We start from the raw sequence: 14,776 nt of genomic DNA on the forward strand, positions 1-14,776 counted from the left end.
TCAGTGACCCATTCCCAGTCCGCCGTCAACGGGGATGACGGCTCCAGTGATGTACGAGGCGTCGTCCGAGGCGAGGAACCGCACCGTCGCGGCGATCTCCTCCGGCTGCGCGTACCGGCCGAGCGGGACCTGCGACACGATGTTCGCGCGCTGCTCGTCGGTGAGCACCTTGGTCATGTCGGTGTCGACGAAGCCGGGCGCGACGACGTTGAAGGTGATGTTGCGGGACCCGAGCTCACGGGCGAGCGAGCGGGCGAAGCCGACCAGGCCGGCCTTGGAGGCGGCGTAGTTCGCCTGGCCGGGACCGCCGTACAGGCCGACGACCGACGAGATGAGGACGACCCGGCCCTTCTTGGCGCGCAGCATGCCGCGGTTGGCGCGCTTGACGACGCGGAAGGTGCCGGTGAGGTTGGTGTCGACGACCGAGGTGAAGTCCTCCTCGGACATGCGCATCAGGAGCTGGTCCTTGGTGACGCCGGCGTTGGCGATCAGAACCTCGACGGGGCCGTGCTGGGCCTCGATCTCCTTGTAGGCCTGCTCCACCTGCTCGGTGTCGGTGATGTCGCACTTGACGGCCAGGAATCCGGCGGGCGGCTCCCCCGAACGGTATGTGATCGCGACCTTGTCGCCGGCGTCGGCGAATGCGCGGGCGATGGCGAGGCCGATGCCCCGGTTGCCTCCGGTGACGAGAACCGAGCGGCTCAACGGATCACCCTTTCGATAGCGGTCTGACTCACCCGCCCGAACACCTGGATGACAGGCGGCTTCCTCGAAAACCTATCGGTCCGGGAGCGTCGGCGGACAATCGGGCACCGACAGTGGCTAAGGGGACTCACTGTCGGGTCCCTACAGAATCTCGCGCCCGTCGGTCGCAAACGTGTGGTCCATGGGCCGGATGGGCGACATGATCGGAGGAACCGCGGACCACAACGACCACCGACACGTCCACAGAAAGAGACGCAGGTGCCTCATACCATCGACGAATCCTTCACGGCACTTCCGCTACGCGCCCTGGCCGACGCCGCGCTGGCACGCGCGCGTGCCCTCGGCGCGGAGCACGCGGACTTCCGGTTCGAGCGGGTGCGCAGCGCGTCCTGGCGCCTGAGGGACGCCCGGCTCGCCGGCTCGTCGGACACCACCGACCTCGGGTATGCGGTGCGGGTCGTGCACGGCGGTACGTGGGGCTTCGCGTCCGGGGTGGATCTGAGTCTCGACGCCGCCGCCAAGGTCGCGTCGCAGGCCGTGGCCATGGCGAAGCTGTCCGCCCAGGTGATCCGGGCGGCCGGGTCGGACGAGCGGGTGGAGCTCGCGGACGAACCCGTGCACAGCGACCGGATCTGGATCTCGTCGTACGGGATCGATCCGTTCTCCGTGCCCGACGAGGAGAAGTCGGCCCTGCTCGCCGACTGGAGCGGGCGGCTGCTGGCGGCGGACGGGGTCGACCATGTCGACGCCTCGCTGCTCACCGTGCACGAGAACAAGTTCTACGCCGATACCGCCGGGACCGTGACCACACAGCAGCGGGTGCGGCTGCACCCGCAGCTGACCGCCGTGTCGATCGACGGGTCGAGCGGCGAGTTCGACTCCATGCGGACCATCGCGCCGCCCGTGGGACGCGGCTGGGAGTACCTCACGGGCGCCGGCTGGGACTGGGAGTCCGAGCTCGCGCAGATCCCGGAGCTGCTGGCCGAGAAGATGCGGGCACCGAGCGTCGAGGCGGGGCTGTACGACCTCGTCGTCGACCCCTCCAACCTGTGGCTGACCATCCACGAGTCCATCGGCCACGCCACCGAGCTGGACCGTGCGCTCGGCTACGAGGCCGCCTACGCCGGCACCTCCTTCGCCACCTTCGACCAGCTCGGCAAGCTGCGGTACGGCTCCGAGCTGATGAACGTCACCGGCGACCGCACGGCCGAGCACGGCCTGGCCACCATCGGGTACGACGACGAGGGCGTCGAGGGCCAGTCCTGGGACCTGGTGAAGGACGGCACGCTCGTCGGCTACCAGCTGGACCGGCGGATCGCGCGGCTGACCGGGTTCGAGCGCTCCAACGGGTGCGCGTTCGCCGACTCCCCCGCACATGTGCCCGTGCAGCGCATGGCCAATGTGTCGCTGCAACCGGATCCGGCGGGGATGTCGACCGAGGACCTGATCGGCAGCGTGGACCGGGGCATCTACGTCGTCGGGGACCGCTCCTGGTCGATCGACATGCAGCGCTACAACTTCCAGTTCACCGGCCAGCGCTTCTTCAAGATCGAGAATGGGCGGGTCACCGGGCAGCTGCGGGATGTCGCCTACCAGGCGACGACCACCGACTTCTGGGGCTCCATGACCGCGGTGGGCGGTCCGCAGACCTATGTCCTCGGGGGCGCGTTCAACTGCGGCAAGGCTCAGCCGGGCCAGGTCGCGGCGGTCTCGCACGGCTGCCCGTCGGCCCTCTTCAAGAGCGTCAACATCCTCAACACGACCCTGGAGGCCGGTCGATGAGCGCGGGTACCGACAAGGCGCATAAGGCACACAAGGCGCACAAGCCGCACGAGGTCGTCGAGCGCGCCCTTGAGCTGTCCCGGGCCGACGGCTGCGTCGTGATCGCCGACGAGCACTCCACGGCCAATCTGCGCTGGGCGGGCAACGCACTGACCACCAACGGCGTCACCCGCGGTCGTACGCTCACCGTCGTCGCCACCGTCGACGGCAAGGAGGGCACGGCCTCCGGTGTCGTCTCCCGTTCGGCCGTGACCGCGGACGAGCTGGAGCCCCTCGTCCGGGCGGCCGAGGCCGCGGCGCGCGCCGCCGGACCCGCCGAGGATGCCCAGCCGCTGGTCACGGGGGTGCCGGAGGCGCCGGACTTCGCGGACGCGCCGGCGGAGACCACCTCCGCCGTGTTCGCCGACTTCGCTCCGGCGCTCGGTGAGGCCTTCGCACGCGCGCGTGCGGGCGGCCGCGAGCTGTACGGCTTCGCCAACCATGAGCTGGTGTCCAGCTACCTCGGTACGTCGACCGGACTGCGACTGCGTCATGACCAGCCCAACGGCACGCTGGAGCTGAACGCCAAGTCGCCGGACCGGACGCGTTCGGCGTGGGCGGGACGTTCGACGCGGGACTTCAAGGACGTCGACCCGGCGGCGCTCGACGCGGAGCTGGCCGTACGGCTGGGCTGGGCGGAGCGGCGGATCGACCTGCCCGCGGGGCGGTACGAGACGCTGCTGCCGCCGACCGCCGTCGCGGACCTGCTCATCTACCAGATGTGGTCGGCGTCGGGCCGGGACGCGGTCGAGGGCCGTACGGTGTTCTCCAAGCCCGGCGGCGGCACGCGCGTCGGCGAGACGCTCACCGAACTGCCGCTGACCCTGCGCAGCGACCCGAACGAGCCGGGACTCGAGTCCTCCCCCTTCGTGCTCGCGCACTCGTCCGGCGGCGATCAGTCGGTGTTCGACAACGGGCTGCCGCTCTCGGCGACCGACTGGGTGCGCGACGGTGTGCTGACGGGTCTGATGACCAGCCGGCACAGCGCGGGTCTGACCGGGCTTCCGGTGGCTCCGGCGATCGACAACCTGATCCTCACCGGCGGCGAGGACCGCTCCCTGGAGGAGATGGTCGCGAACACCGAGCGGGGACTGCTGCTGACCTGTCTGTGGTACATCCGCGAGGTCGATCCGGCGACGCTGCTGCTCACGGGACTGACCCGGGACGGCGTCTACCTCGTGGAGAACGGCGAGGTGCGCGGCGAGGTCAACAACTTCCGGTTCAACGAGTCGCCGGTGGACCTGCTCGGCCGGGCAACCGAGGCGGGCCGGACTCAGAAGACACTGCCGCGCGAGTGGAGTGACTGGTTCACCAGGGCCGCCATGCCGGCGCTGCGGATCCCGGACTTCAATATGAGCTCTGTCAGTCAGGGCGTATAACCTCGTAGTCGGCTGTCACTCGACTAGCCCGAAGAGCATCCAAGGAGATACGAGAACCGTGACGGACATCGTCGACGAGCTGAAGTGGCGCGGGCTGTGGGCCCTGTCCACTGACGAGGACGCTTTGCGCAAGGCGCTCGCGGACGGTCCCGTCACGTTCTATTGCGGCTTCGACCCGACCGCGGCCAGTCTGCACGTCGGCCATCTGGTGCAGGTCCTCACCATGCGCCGCCTCCAGCACGCGGGCCTGCGTCCGCTGGCCCTCGTGGGCGGGGCGACCGGCCAGATCGGCGATCCGCGCCCCACGGCGGAGCGCACGCTGAACGACCCGGAGACGGTCGCGAACTGGGTGACCCGGCTGCGCGCGCAGATCGAGCCGTTCCTGTCCTTCGAGGGCGAGAACGCCGCGGTGATGGTCAACAACCTGGACTGGACGGCCGGCCTGTCGGCCATCGAGTTCCTGCGGGACATCGGCAAGCACTTCCGCGTCAACAAGATGCTGACGAAGGACTCGGTCGCCCGCCGTCTCCAGTCCGACCAGGGCATCAGCTACACGGAGTTCAGCTACCAGCTGCTCCAGGGCATGGACTTCCTGGAGCTGTTCCGCCGGTACGGCTGCACGCTCCAGCAGGGCGGCAGCGACCAGTGGGGCAACCTCACGGCGGGCCTGGACCTGATCCACAAGCTGGAGCCGCACGCCCAGGTGCACGCGCTGGCGACGCCGCTGATGACCAAGGCGGACGGCACCAAGTTCGGCAAGACAGAGGGCGGCGCGGTCTGGCTCGACCCGGAGATGACGACGCCGTACGCGTTCTACCAGTTCTGGCTGAACGTGGACGACCGGGACATCTCCACGTATATGCGCATCCTGTCCTTCAGGTCCCGTGAGGAGCTGGAGGAGCTGGAGAGGCAGACCGAGGAGCGGCCGCAGGCCCGTGCGGCCCAGCGTGCGCTGGCCGAGGAGCTGACGACACTGGTGCACGGCGCCGACCAGACGGCCGCGGTGATCGCCGCGTCCAAGGCGCTCTTCGGCCAGGGCGAGCTGGCGGACCTCGACGAGAGGACGCTGACCGCGGCCCTCTCCGAGGTGCCGCGCATCCAGGTCGCCGAGCTCGTCCCGGCGGTCGACCTGTTCGCCGAGGTCGGCCTGGTGGCCAGCAAGTCGGCCGCGCGCCGCACGGTCAAGGAGGGCGGCGCCTACGTGAACAACGCGAAGGTCGCCGCCGAGGACGCGGTCCCCGCCAAGGAGGACCTGCTGCACGGCCGCTGGCTGGTGCTGCGCCGGGGCAAGAAGAACCTGGCGGCGGTCGAGGTCACGTCCGCATAGGCACCAGCACACCAAGGGGGCGGACTCCCGTGCGGGAGTCCGCCCCCTTCCGGTCGTCCGTGGCTCAGCGCCGCTGGGCCTTTCTGTTGCCCCACGCGGCCATGTACAGCGAGTCGCCCGCCGCGACGATCACGAGCGCCGAGATGAGCTGGAAGATGTGCCGGCTCCAGTCGATGCCGGGGGTCTCCTCGACGCCGAACCCACGGGCCATGGCGTTGCCGGCGACGGCACCCAGCATGCCGAAGATGGTCGTCAGCCAGAGCGGGCTGTGCTGCTTGCCGGGGAGGATCGCCTTCGCGATCAGGCCCAGCACGAATCCCACGACGATCGCCCAGAACCAGCCCATGACAGCCTCCTCGAACGGCCCGACGTGAGCACTACGCCCAGTCTCGGCCCGTCCGCCGTACGGCGCACGTCGGGGTACGGCCGCCGGGCGCACGGCTCTACGCGGTACTGCGCAGGCCGTTCGGCCCGGCAGGAAGTGCCCCGGTCTCGTAGGCGGCGCAGGCGCGGCGTAACGTGGAACGTGCCCGGGCCCGGTGCCCTGCCGGGGGCGGTGCGGGTACGGGCCGGGGAGAGTCCGATGCGGGCGGATGGTGGAATGTGATGCGGAAGCAGCATGGCGGCGGCAACGCCCAGGTCTTCCGGATCACCGGAGCCCGGACGGGCCTTCAGGAGGATGTGCGCGGGCGCCAGCGCCGGTATGTCATCTCGATGTCGATCCGTACGGTGTCGGTGATCCTCGCAGCCTCGCTCTGGAACGTCGAACGGCACGTCGCGATCGTGGCGTTGGTTCTCGGAGCGGTCCTCCCCTATGTCGCCGTGGTGATCGCGAACGCGGGGCGGGAGAACGCGCCCTCGCTCCCGTCGACGTTCGTGGCCGCCCCGACCCGGCCGATGATCACGCCGCCGGCTGCCGACGACGACGGCGCGGAACGCTCCGCGGAGGACCCGGAGGGCGATGCCACGGGCGGCCCGCGCAGCGAACCTCGTGAGCGGGCATGAGCTTGGGTGATCCCCGGCGGGTTATCGCAACCGGAAGGCCCCCTTACGCCAACCTCAAGAAAAGCTCAGATCAATCATGTTGTTCCGGTGCCGGGCGGCGGGTGACCCATGACATACTGCGTAGGCGCTCCGCATCCCCCGTCGGAGCGACGGACCGACGCCGGGCAGCTCCCCCCGTGGCTGCTCGGCGTCGCCTTGTTTGCGCATCTGTGAGAAGCCTCTGTGAGACGAATCCGTGAGTGAAGAGACGCCGATCTGTTCTGCCAAAGGCTGCCGTGTCGATGCGGTGTGGGTGCTGGCGTGGAACAACCCGAAGATTCATACGCCGGAGCGGCGGAAGACGTGGCTCGCGTGCGAGGAGCACCGTGAGCACTTGTCTCAGTTTCTCGGAATGCGGGGGTTCTTGAAGGATGTCGTGTTGTTGAAGGATTGGGACGAGCTCGGGGGGTGACCTTGCAGTTCGGCTGCGGGCCCTTCCCTACCCCCCGATGGCGGACATCGGCCTGTCCGGCTGGACGAAGGACGGGTCGTCCAGGCCTGCGCCTGCCTTCTTGCCCCACATGGCCAGGCGCCAGATGCGGGCGATCTCCTCGTCGGGGGCGCCGGAGCGCAGGGCGGAGCGCAGGTCCGTCTCCTCCGTGGCGAACAGACAGGTGCGGATCTGGCCGTCCGCCGTGAGGCGGGTACGGTCGCAGGCCGCGCAGAAGGGGCGGGTGACGGAGGCGATGACGCCGACGCGGTGCGGGCCTCCGTCGACGATCCAGCGCTCGGCGGGTGCCGAGCCGCGCTCGTCGGCACCCTCGGGCGTGAGCTCGAAGCGGGTGCGCAGGGAAGCCAGGATGTCGCCGGCGGTGATCATGCCCTCGCGCTTCCAGCCGTGCTGGGCGTCCAGCGGCATCTGCTCGATGAAGCGCAGTTCGTAGCGGTGCTCGACGGCCCAGGCCAGCAGGTCGGGGGCCTCGTCCTCGTTCAGTCCGGGCATCAGGACCGTGTTGATCTTGATGGGGGTCAGGTCCGCGTCACGGGCCGCGTGCAGGCCCTCGATGACATCCCTGTGGCGGTCCCGGCGGGTGAGGATCTTGAAGACTTCGGGGCGCAGCGTGTCCAGCGAGACATTGACCCGGTCCAGGCCCGCCGCCTTCAGGGCCGCGGCCGTGCGCTTGAGGCCGATGCCGTTCGTGGTCAGGGACATCTGGGGGCGCGGGGCCAGAGCGGCGACCCGCTCGACGATGCCGACCAGGCCGGGGCGCAGCAGGGGCTCGCCGCCGGTGAAGCGGACTTCCTTGATGCCGAGCGAGGTGACGGCGATGTCGATCAGCCGGACGATCTCGTCGTCCGTGAGCAGGTCGGGCTTCGCCAGCCATTGCAGGCCCTCCTCGGGCATGCAGTACGTGCACCGCAGATTGCACCGGTCGGTCAGCGAGACCCTCAGGTCGGTGGCCACCCGGCCGTAGGTGTCGATGAGCACGTGGGCCCCCTCCCTCTTAGCGGATCGCTTTCTTTTCCGTCACCTGCGAGCCTACGTGACGCCACGGACAACGACAGAGCCCGATCCCACGATGTGACGAGCGGCCGCGTCGTAGATCTCTACGACGCGGCCGCTCGGAGGGGGCTCGTACGGCGGCTCAGTGGGCGCCGGTGCCGGTCAGGGACCGTACCTCCAGCTCCGCGTACTTGGCGGTGTCCGGCTCCTCCCTGGACAGCAGCGTGCCGACGATGCCCAGCAGGAAGCCGACCGGGATCGAGACGATGCCCGGGTTCTCCAGCGGGAACCAGTGGAAGTCGACGTCCGGGAACATCGAGGTGGGCTTGCCCGAGACCACCGGTGAGAACAGCACCAGGCCGACCGCCGTGATCAGGCCGCCGTAGATGGACCACAGCGCCCCGTTGGTGGTGAACCTCTTCCAGAAGAGGCTGTAGAGGATCGTGGGCAGGTTGGCGGAGGCGGCGACCGCGAAGGCGAGGGCCACCAGGCCGGCCACGTTCAGATCGCGGGCAAGGGCACCGAGCAGGATGGACACGGCGCCGATGCCGACCGTCGCCCAGCGGGCCGCGCGCACCTCCTGCTTCTCGGTGGCCTGGCCCCGCTTGATGACGTTGGCGTAGATGTCGTGGGCGAAGGAGGAGGACGAGGCCAGCGTCAGGCCCGCGACCACGGCGAGGATCGTGGCGAAGGCGACGGCCGAGATGGTGGCCAGCAGGATCGCGCCCCAGTTGGAGTCCACGCCGCCCAGATGGAGGGCGAGGAGGGGCGCGGCGGTGTTGCCCGCCTTGTTGGAGGCGATGATCTCGTCCGGCTTGATGAGCGCGGCGGCGCCGAAGCCGAGGGCGAGGGTCATCAGATAGAAGGCGCCGATCAGGCCGATGGCCCAGATGACCGACTTACGGGCGGCCTTGGCGGTGGGCACCGTGTAGAAGCGGATCAGGATGTGGGGCAGGCCCGCGGTGCCGAGCACCAGGGCGATGCCCAGCGAGATGAAGTCCAGCCTGGTGGTGCCGGTGGCGCCGTACTTCAGGCCGGGCTCCAGGAAGGCGGAGCCCTTGGCGCTGTTGTCGGCGGCCGAGCCGAGCAGGTCCGAGACGTTGAAGTCGAATTTCAGCAGGACCAGGAAGGTCAGCAGCAGGGCCCCCGCGATCAACAGCACGGCCTTGACCATCTGCACCCAGGTGGTGCCCTTCATGCCGCCGACGGTGACGTACACGATCATCAGGACGCCTACCAGCGCCACGATGCCGATCTTGCCGCCGTCGCTGGTGATGCCGAGCAGCAGGGAGACGAGGACGCCCGCGCCCGCCATCTGCGCCAGGAGATAGAAGATCGAGACGACGATGGTCGAGGTGCCGGCCGCCGTACGGACGGGCCGCTGACGCATACGGTACGCCAGCACATCACCCATCGTGTAGCGGCCGGAGTTGCGCAGCGGCTCCGCGACCAGCAGCAGGGCGACCAGCCAGGCGACCAGGAAGCCGATGGAGTAGAGGAAACCGTCGTAGCCGAAGAGGGCGATGGCACCCGCGATGCCGAGGAAGGACGCGGCGGACATGTAGTCGCCGGACACGGCCAGGCCGTTCTGGAAGCCGGTGAACTGACGGCCGCCCGCGTAGAAGTCGGCGGCGTCCTTGGTCTGCCGGCCGGCCCAGACGGTGATGACGAGGGTCGCGGCGACGAACACCGCGAACAGGGTGATGATCAGCGTGCGGTGCTCACTGGCCGCATCCGCCGCAAGCGTGGTCACGGGGCTCATGCGCCGCCCTCCATCCGGGACTTGATGGCCTCCGCCTTGGGGTCGAGCTTGGCGGCGGCGTGCCGCGCGTACCACCAGGCGATCAGGAACGTGGTGAGGAACTGGGCGAGGCCGAGAAGCAGGGCCACGTTGATGTTGCCGAAGAGCTCGGTGCCCATGAAGTCGCCCGCATAGTTCGACAGCAGCACGTACAGCAGGTACCAGGCGATGAAGGCGAAGGTCAGCGGAAAGGCGAAGGAGCGGTAGGAGTGGCGCAGTTCGGCGAACTCCGCGCTCTCCTGCACCTCGGTGAACTCCTCGGTCGAGGGTAGGTGGTACTGCTCTGTCGAGGGGGGCGGTGCATCGGTGGCCACGGAGTCTCCTCGCGTTGCAGGTGCAATTGCGTCACTGGACGGGGGCGAGTGTCCTAGCGCTCCCTGCACAAGGTCCACGGCGGCACGCGGGGACCGGTTCAACTCACCCGGCCTCTTTCCGAAGTCACTTTGGGCAAGTCATTGCTGGCCAGTGACTTCGGGATATAACTTCGGCCTGCACCACCCGTCATGTACCTGCCCGAGCACCACCGCCGCCTCGGGCTCTTTTGTTTCCGGATGATGTGGAGAACCCATGGCTCATCTGCGTTCCAGACGCCGCCTGGCCCTCGCCGTGCCCGTCGTGCTCTCGCTCACGGCCTCGCTCGGCTTCCTGCCGGCCGCGGCGTCGGCCGCTCCGCGCGTGGAGAGCGCGGCGCAGGCCGCGGACGCGCCCAATCTCGCGTACGTCGTCAACACCCGACTTGACCGTCACACGATCGAGTCGGTGAAGAAGGCCATCGCCGTGGCCGGCGGCACGGTCGTGGTGACGTACGAGAAGATCGGTGTGATCGTCGTCCACTCGGCGAACCCGGACTTCGGCAAGCAGATTCGCGCGGTACGCGGGGTCCAGTCGGCGGGTGCCACACGCACCGCGCCGCTGACCGCCGCCGGTACGACCGACGAGGGCTCGGCGCAGTTCCTCTCCGAGGAGCAGGCCGAGAAGACCGCCGCCGCCTCCGCCGCGGCGGGCGAGAGCGAGCCCCTCGAGGCCGACCAGTGGGACCTGCGGGCGATAGGCGCCGACAAGGCGGCGCAGATCAACCCGGGCAGCAGCAAGGTGACCGTCGCCGTGATCGACACCGGCGTCGACGACACCCACCCGGATCTCGCCCCGAACTTCTCGGCCAGGCAGTCCGCGAACTGCGTCGGCGGAGTCGCGGACACCAGCGAGGGCGCCTGGCGTCCGTACACCGCCGAGGACTACCACGGCACCCACGTGGCCGGCGAGATCGCGGCGGCCCGCAACGGCATCGGCGTGGCGGGCGTGGCGCCGGGCGTGAAGGTCTCCGGCATCAAGGTGAGCGACCCGAACAACGGGCTGTTCTACCCGGAGAGTGTCGTCTGCGCGTTCGTGTTCGCCGCCGACCACGGCGTCGAGATCACGAACAACAGCTACTACGTCGACCCGTGGCTGTACAACTGCATGGACGATCCCGACCAGAAGGCGATCGTCGACGCGGTCAACCGGGCCCAGCTGTACGCCCAGCACAAGGGCACGCTGCACCTGGCGTCCGCGGGCAACTCCAACCACGACCTGGACTCGGACGCGATCGTCGACGCGAGCAGCCCCGACGACGGGACGACGTACGAGCGGACGATCGACCCGCACACGTGCTTCGACGTGCCGACGCAGCTGCCGGGTGTCGTCACGGTCAGCGCGACGGGCGTGAAGAACCTCAAGTCGTACTACTCCTCGTACGGCAAGGGGGTCGTCGACGTGGCCGCGCCGGGCGGTGACCGGCTCTACCAGATCCCGGACACACCGTCGAAGAACGGCCGCATCCTGTCCACCATGCCGAACGGCGAGTACGCCTTCCTGCAGGGCACGTCGATGGCCTCCCCGCACGCCGCGGGCGTCGCCGCGCTGCTGAAGTCGACACACCCGTGGGCGACCCCGTCCCAACTGCAGATGCTGCTCAAGGTGCAGGCGGACAACCCGGGTTGCCCGGAGTCGTACGACCAGAACGGCGACGGCACGCAGGACGCGGTGTGCAAGGGCGGCAAGCGGGTCAACGGGTTCTACGGGTTCGGCATCGTCAACGCGCTGGACGCGGTGACCAAGTAGGTCCACAGGTCCGTAGGGCCCGTAGATCCACATATTGATTCAGTCAATACTGCATAGTGCAGTCATGACTGATATCGCGTTCGCGTGGTCCTCGTTGGGCGGCGATCCCGCCCTTGTCCCGCGGGTGTCGACCGTGGTGCGGGAGGGCGCTCTCCAAGGGCGCCTTCCCGTACGGGAGCTGGCCCGGGCGTGTGTGGGCGCGTGTGCGCTCGCCGCGGCCGAGCTGGGGGCACGGCGGGCCGGGCTCGCCGAGGTGCCGCGGGTCCGGGTGGACGACGGGGCGGTGGCGACGGCGTTCGTCAGTGAGCGGCATCTGCTGGTCGACGGACGGGCGCCGGTCGCCTTCGCCCCGCTGTCCCGGTTCTGGCGGACGGCGGACGGATGGGTGCGCACGCACGCCAACTATCCCCACCACCGGGCGCGGTTGCTCTCCGCGCTGGGTCTGACCGAAGACCTCGCGGACTCCGTCGGACAGGCTCTCGCCGAGCGGACGTCCCTGGAGGCCGAGGAGGCCGTGTATGCGGCCGGGGGTCTCGCCGTCGCGCTGCGTACGCCCGAGGAGTGGGCCGCGCACGAGCAGGGCGTCGCGGTGGCCGGACGGCCGCTGGTCGAGCGACAGCGTCTGGACTCCGCACACGCGCGTGTGCTCACGCCCGTCGAGGGCGCCCCGCTGCTGCCGGCCGCCGGGCTGCGGGTCCTGGATCTGACCCGGGTCGTCGCGGGCCCCGTCGCCACCCGCACGCTCGCCCTGCTCGGCGCGGACGTGCTGCGCGTGGACGCCCCGCAGCTGCCCGAACTCCCCGACCAGCACGCCGACACGGGCTTCGGGAAACGGTCGGCGACGCTGGACCTGGTGGCCGACCGCAGCACCTTCGAGGAGTTGCTCGCGGCGGCGGACGTGGTCGTCACCGGCTACCGTCCGGGCGCCCTCGACCGGTTCGGGCTCTCGCCGCAGGCCCTGGCCGAACGACGGCCCGGCATGGTCGTGGCGCAGTTGTCCGCCTGGGGCGCGTACGGGCCCTGGGGCGGGCGGCGTGGATTCGACAGCCTGGTCCAGGTGGCCACCGGCATCGCCGCGACGGAGGGATCGCCGCGGCGGCCCGGCGCGCTGCCCGCGCAGGCCCTCGACCACGGAACGGGGTATCTCCTGGCGGCGGCGGTGCTGCGCGCGCTGACCGAGCAGTCGCACGAGGGCGGCAGCAGGTTCGTCGGGCCGGCGCTGGCGCGGACGGCGCGGTGGCTGACGGACGGGATCGAAGCCGGTGGGCGGGAAAGGGAGAACGCCTCGTACGACGACCCCGGCTCCTGGCTCGCCGAGAGGGACAGCGCGTCGGGGCGGCTGCGGTACGCCCTGCCGCCGGTCTCCTTCGAGGGCGGCCCGGCCGACTGGGCACGGCCCTCGGCGCCGTGGGGGACGGACGCCCCCCGCTGGGCACGGGTCAGCCGGGCCGCGAGGTGAACCGCAGGCGGTCGATGGCGCTCATGTCGACGACCTTCGACGGCGCCGCGAGGGTCCCCCGGACCAGCAGGAACTGCGCCGCGATGTACGTGATCATGACCCAGAAGTCGGGCAGCGGCGGCTGCGGCCAGTCCGCGACGCCGGTCGCGATGAGGGTGTCGGAGAGCAGGAAGAGCGTGCCGCCGATCCCGGCGACGAGCCCCGCGCGCGTGGCGGCCGCATACGCCATGGCCGTGAGCAGGAGGCTGTAGCCGGCCACGGGAACGCGGAGGCCGGCCGGCAGGTCCGGCCAGAGGAGAGCGACCGTGCCGAGAAGGACCATGGCGTAGACGGGGGTGAGGTGGGTGCCACGCGCGCGTGCGGCCGTACGTCGCGCATCGCCCGCAGCGGACGCGGCTCCATGTGCCCTGAACAGGGCGAGGTAGCAGACGTGGCCGGCCGCGAAGGAGGCCATGCCCGCGAGGAAGGCGGGCTCGGCGTCGGACAGGAGCAGGAGGTCGCCGCCCCAGCCGCACAGGAGGGCGGCGACCAGGAGTCGGGGTGCGCCGCGTGTCGCCGCGTACGCGGCCAGGAGCGGCATCAGAAGGGGCTTGGCGAGCGGGTGTCCGGTGCCGAATCCGGCCGCGAGGGACACGAGGTCGGCGGTGGCGGCCAGGACGAAGGCGGCGAGGAGCAGGCGGGTCCGGCTCATGCGGACACCGTGTCCGGGGCCGGCGCGGCCACGGGAGCCGGCTGCCAGCCCGGCCCGCGGAACACGCGCCCGGCGCGCTCGCGCCAACCGCGTGCCGCCCTGAGGTCCTTGGCGATGGCGACGTATTCGTGTGTGGCGACCTTGAGCGGGTTGAACGTGTTGATGTTCTTGGTCAACCCGTACACAGGTCGCTCGGTCTCGGCCACGAAGGACCCGAAGAGCCGGTCCCAGAGGATGAGGATCCCGCCGAAGTTGCGGTCCAGGTAGCCACCCTGCGAGGCATGGTGCACCCGGTGGTGGGACGGCGTGTTGAGGACGAACTCGAACCAGCGGGGCATCTTGTCGATCCGCTCGGTGTGGATCCAGAACTGGTAGACGAGGTTCACGGAGGAGCAGAACGCGAGGGCGGCCGGGTGCACGCCGAGGGCGACGAGAGGGACGTAGAACGGCCAGGCGGTCAGGCTCGTCCAGGGCTGGCGCAGCGCGGTGGACAGATTGAACCTGCGGCTGGAGTGGTGGACGACATGGCAGGCCCACAGGATGCGGATGACGTGATGGCCGCGGTGCGACCAGTAGTAGAAGAAGTCCTGCGCGAGCAGCATCAACAGGACCGTCCACCACAGGACGGGAACGCGCAGGGGCGTGAGTTCATGGATCGCCGTATAGATCGCGACGATCGGGACCTTCCAGACGAAGTCGAAGAAGAGGCTGCCGAGCCCCATCCCGACGCTCGTCGCGGCGTCCTTCGACTCGTAGCCGGCCGCGTCCTCGTCGGGATGGATGCGGACGCTGATCATCTCGATGACGGTGAGCAGCACGAAGGCGGGTATCGACCACACCACGGCGTCGGGGAGATTCGGCATGACATGCACCGTAGGACCGCACCCATGAGGGCGGGGGCTGTCAAGGCGTACAGAAGTCCGGCCCCGGTGGTCGGTGTGCAGCGCATCGGGGGTGGGGGTGGTCTTGTGAGGGACGGAGCGTCGGGTGTGGTTCCCCGGGATG

The 14,776-nt window shown here is 69.8% G+C and carries 14 protein-coding genes; 7 read left to right on the top strand and 7 right to left on the bottom strand.

Annotated elements, in window-relative coordinates:
• Entirely contained in the window at positions 1–705 is a 705-nt protein-coding gene (gene fabG / locus F7R91_RS38860) for a 3-oxoacyl-[acyl-carrier-protein] reductase (RefSeq protein ID WP_150958205.1), read from the bottom strand.
• A gap of 258 nt (positions 706–963) precedes the next feature.
• On the opposite strand from fabG, the gene F7R91_RS38865 reads away from it, so the two are divergent.
• From F7R91_RS38865 to tyrS, 3 genes are read left to right on the top strand one after another with little or no spacing between them, the layout of a single operon-like run.
• Positions 964–2,487 (top strand): TldD/PmbA family protein, encoded by a 1,524-nt coding sequence (locus F7R91_RS38865; protein WP_150958207.1) that lies wholly within the window; start codon positions 964–966, stop codon positions 2,485–2,487.
• A complete protein-coding gene (locus F7R91_RS38870) occupies positions 2,484–3,905 on the top strand; it encodes a metallopeptidase TldD-related protein (protein WP_150958209.1) in 1,422 nt (473 codons plus the stop codon). The genes F7R91_RS38865 and F7R91_RS38870 overlap by 4 nt, the downstream gene beginning before the upstream one ends.
• 58 nt (positions 3,906–3,963) lie before the next feature.
• Positions 3,964–5,232 (top strand): tyrosine--tRNA ligase, encoded by a 1,269-nt coding sequence (gene tyrS / locus F7R91_RS38875; RefSeq protein WP_150958211.1) that lies wholly within the window; start codon positions 3,964–3,966, stop codon positions 5,230–5,232.
• A 64-nt stretch (positions 5,233–5,296) separates the two neighbouring features.
• Here the strand turns inward: tyrS and F7R91_RS38880 are convergent, their stop codons facing one another.
• On the bottom strand, positions 5,297–5,578 hold the full coding sequence (locus tag F7R91_RS38880) for a GlsB/YeaQ/YmgE family stress response membrane protein (protein WP_150958213.1): 282 nt from the start codon (positions 5,576–5,578) through the stop codon (positions 5,297–5,299).
• A 260-nt stretch (positions 5,579–5,838) separates the two neighbouring features.
• Here F7R91_RS38880 and F7R91_RS38885 point away from each other — a divergent pair, with 260 nt between their 5' ends.
• Positions 5,839–6,237, top strand: coding sequence for a DUF3099 domain-containing protein (locus F7R91_RS38885; RefSeq protein ID WP_150958215.1), 399 nt, complete (start codon positions 5,839–5,841; stop codon positions 6,235–6,237).
• Between the two features lie 235 nt (positions 6,238–6,472).
• Positions 6,473–6,688 (top strand): hypothetical protein, encoded by a 216-nt coding sequence (locus F7R91_RS38890; RefSeq protein ID WP_150958217.1) that lies wholly within the window; start codon positions 6,473–6,475, stop codon positions 6,686–6,688.
• Between the two features lie 27 nt (positions 6,689–6,715).
• On the opposite strand, the gene moaA is transcribed toward F7R91_RS38890, so the two are convergent.
• The 3 genes from moaA to F7R91_RS38905 form a co-directional block, all read right to left on the bottom strand.
• Positions 6,716–7,705 carry a GTP 3',8-cyclase MoaA gene (moaA, locus tag F7R91_RS38895; RefSeq protein WP_150958219.1) on the bottom strand — a complete coding sequence of 330 codons (990 nt, stop codon included), beginning with the start codon at positions 7,703–7,705 and terminating at the stop codon, positions 6,716–6,718.
• Positions 7,706–7,862: 157 nt separating this feature from the next.
• Positions 7,863–9,482 carry a solute symporter family protein gene (locus tag F7R91_RS38900; protein ID WP_150958221.1) on the bottom strand — a complete coding sequence of 540 codons (1,620 nt, stop codon included), beginning with the start codon at positions 9,480–9,482 and terminating at the stop codon, positions 7,863–7,865.
• Complete coding sequence (locus F7R91_RS38905) at positions 9,479–9,835, bottom strand: DUF485 domain-containing protein (protein WP_150958223.1); 357 nt, start codon at positions 9,833–9,835, stop codon at positions 9,479–9,481. The genes F7R91_RS38900 and F7R91_RS38905 overlap by 4 nt, the downstream gene beginning before the upstream one ends.
• Before the next feature lie 253 nt (positions 9,836–10,088).
• Here F7R91_RS38905 and F7R91_RS38910 point away from each other — a divergent pair, with 253 nt between their 5' ends.
• Together F7R91_RS38910 and F7R91_RS38915 are read left to right on the top strand one after the other, a co-directional pair.
• Entirely contained in the window at positions 10,089–11,621 is a 1,533-nt protein-coding gene (locus F7R91_RS38910) for a S8 family peptidase (RefSeq protein ID WP_150958226.1), read from the top strand.
• A 64-nt stretch (positions 11,622–11,685) separates the two neighbouring features.
• Positions 11,686–13,080 (top strand): CoA transferase, encoded by a 1,395-nt coding sequence (locus F7R91_RS38915; RefSeq protein ID WP_150958228.1) that lies wholly within the window; start codon positions 11,686–11,688, stop codon positions 13,078–13,080.
• Here F7R91_RS38915 and F7R91_RS38920 read toward each other — a convergent pair.
• On the bottom strand, positions 13,061–13,771 hold the full coding sequence (locus F7R91_RS38920; protein ID WP_150958230.1) for a lysoplasmalogenase: 711 nt from the start codon (positions 13,769–13,771) through the stop codon (positions 13,061–13,063). The two genes, F7R91_RS38915 and F7R91_RS38920, sit on opposite strands and share 20 nt — an antisense overlap.
• Complete coding sequence (locus F7R91_RS38925) at positions 13,768–14,634, bottom strand: sterol desaturase family protein (protein ID WP_150958232.1); 867 nt, start codon at positions 14,632–14,634, stop codon at positions 13,768–13,770. Before F7R91_RS38925 ends, F7R91_RS38920 begins: the two co-directional genes overlap by 4 nt.
• Positions 14,635–14,776: the final 142 nt, after the last annotated feature.

The organism is Streptomyces luteolifulvus (genome assembly GCF_008806595.1).
Classification (GTDB): domain Bacteria; phylum Actinomycetota; class Actinomycetes; order Streptomycetales; family Streptomycetaceae; genus Streptomyces; species Streptomyces luteolifulvus.